General features: G+C 61.6%; 3 protein-coding genes. 1 reads left to right on the top strand and 2 read right to left on the bottom strand.

Annotated features, from left to right (window positions below; all coding sequences use genetic code 11):
* Positions 1 to 378, top strand: a 378-nt coding sequence (locus ACFPN9_RS28740; protein ID WP_377817990.1) for a transposase, incomplete at its 5' end; no start/stop codon positions are given.
* A gap of 23 nt (positions 379 to 401) precedes the next feature.
* Here ACFPN9_RS28740 and ACFPN9_RS28735 read toward each other — a convergent pair.
* Positions 402 to 602, bottom strand: a complete 201-nt coding sequence (locus tag ACFPN9_RS28735) for an IS3 family transposase (protein ID WP_377817989.1) — start codon at positions 600 to 602, stop codon at positions 402 to 404.
* A 479-nt stretch (positions 603 to 1081) separates the two neighbouring features.
* Positions 1082 to 2004, bottom strand: a 923-nt coding sequence (fcl, locus tag ACFPN9_RS28730; protein ID WP_377817988.1) for a GDP-L-fucose synthase, incomplete at its 5' end; no start/stop codon positions are given.

Below are 2004 nucleotides of genomic sequence, written 5' to 3'. Positions count from 1 at the left end.
GCCCGGACCATCGCGAGGTTAATGACCACTGGTCGCGACAATCTCTCGAAGGCCGAAACTGTTACGATCGCCGCGATCGAGAACGGCGGCGCGTCCTTGTTCGAGGCTCGCGAGATCGTCGCCGACTTCCATGCCATGATCAGAGCGAGGCGGGCCGAGCCTTTGGCTTCCTGGATCGAGCGCGCGTCCCAAAGCCTGGTCGCCTCATTGGCAAATGGCGTCCGACGTGACGAGGCCGCTGTGCGAGCAGCTATCCTCTCGACTTGGTCAAACGGTCAAACCGAGGGCCAGATCACCCGTCTCAAGCTCGTCAAACGCCAAATGTACGGCCGCGGCAAGATCGACCTCCTCCAAGCCCGTCTGATCGGCGCGCAATGATCCAAAGCATCAGCGAGATTGCGTCAGACCCAAACTTGCACGCCGTTTGACAAGCTGATCTTCTTGTGATTGACGATCAGGCCGCGATGCCGCAGCGCTGCCTGCATCCGACGATAGCCATAGGACTCGAAGTTCTCGGAGATCGCCGCCATCGTCTCGACGAGCTCGGTGTCGTCGATGCTGATGGTCGAGTTATCGTAGTAGGTCGAGCGCGCGATCCCCATCAGCTGGCATCCTTCTGCGACAGAGATGCCGCGGGGCCGGTGACGACAGATGTAGTCGCGCTTCTCGGCCGCGGTCCGTGCTTCAGAGCCCCCTTTAGAAACTCGATCTCCAGGGCCTGCCTGCCGACGAGCCGCTCCAGTGCGGCGATGCGCGCCTCGTAGGCTTCGATCGTATCGACGGCGGCGGCTTCGTCGTCAAAGGCGCCGCCCTCGAATTTTTGAATCCAGATGCGGATCAGGTTGCGCGACAGGTCGTGTCGACGGGAGAGCTGTGGAGCGTCTCGCCAGCCAGGTAATCATGCGCCACCTGGCGCTTGAACTCGATGCTGTGGGTGTGGTGTCAGGCCATGGGCTTTCATCCTTCGAAAGCCCGGCTCCCCGGTCAATTCCCCGTCGTCACACTGTCCGCCTCAAAGGGCGCACTCCAGTATTCTCTATTTGGCCAAACCAAATTTGCTGGACGGCCGGGGCTCGTTGGTTCACGCGCCTGCTACCAAAGAGCCTTCTGATGCGCTAGGCGCGCTTCCTCCGGCGCGATTGGCCAAAAACCACTGATAAGTCTGGGCGATGCCCTCCTTCAGCCCGATCTTCGGCGCCCAGCCCACGGCACGCAGCTTATCGGCGCTCATCAGCTTGCGTCGCGTGCCGTCGGGCTTGCTCGTATCCTTGACGATCTCGCCCGTGAAGCCGACCACCTCGCAGACAGCTTGCGTCAGCTCCAGGATCGTCACGTCCTCGCCCGAGCCGATATTGACATGCTCGAAGCCGGAATAAGTCTTTAGCAGGTGAACCAGCCCGTCGGCGCAGTCGTCGACATGCAGGAACTCGCGACGCGGCGTGCCGGTGCCCCAGATCGTGATCTGGCTGTCGCCACGTTGCTTGGCCTCATGCGCCTTGCGCAGCAGCGCCGGCATGACATGGCTCGACTGGAGGTCGAAATTATCCTCCGGCCCGTAGAGATTGGTCGGCATCGCCGAGATGTAGTCGCAGCCATACTGCTTGCGATAAGACTGGGCGAGCTTGATGCCGGCGATCTTGGCGATCGCATACCACTCATTAGTGGGCTCGAGCGGCCCGGTCAGGAGCGAATCCTCCTGGATCGGCTGCGGTGCGAGCTTGGGATAGATGCAGCTCGAGCCGAGGAAGAGCAGCTTGCCGACACCCGCCTGGCGCGAGGCTTCGATGATGTTCGCCTCGATCATCAGGTTCTGATAGAGGAAATCGGCCGGATAGGTGTCGTTGGCGAGGATTCCGCCGACCTTGGCGGCAGCCACAATCACGACATCCGGCTTGGTCTTTGAAAGCCAGTTTTCGGTCTGTTCCTGTCGCAGCAGGTCGACATCGCTGCGGCCGGCCGTGACGATCTCGCAGTTCTCGCTCTGCAGGCGGCGCACCAGCGCCG

The sequence above is a fragment of the Allobosea massiliensis genome, from assembly GCF_042655245.1.
Taxonomy (GTDB): Bacteria; Pseudomonadota; Alphaproteobacteria; order Rhizobiales; family Beijerinckiaceae; genus Allobosea; species Allobosea massiliensis.
This window is presented reverse-complemented; position numbering and strand designations above follow the sequence as displayed.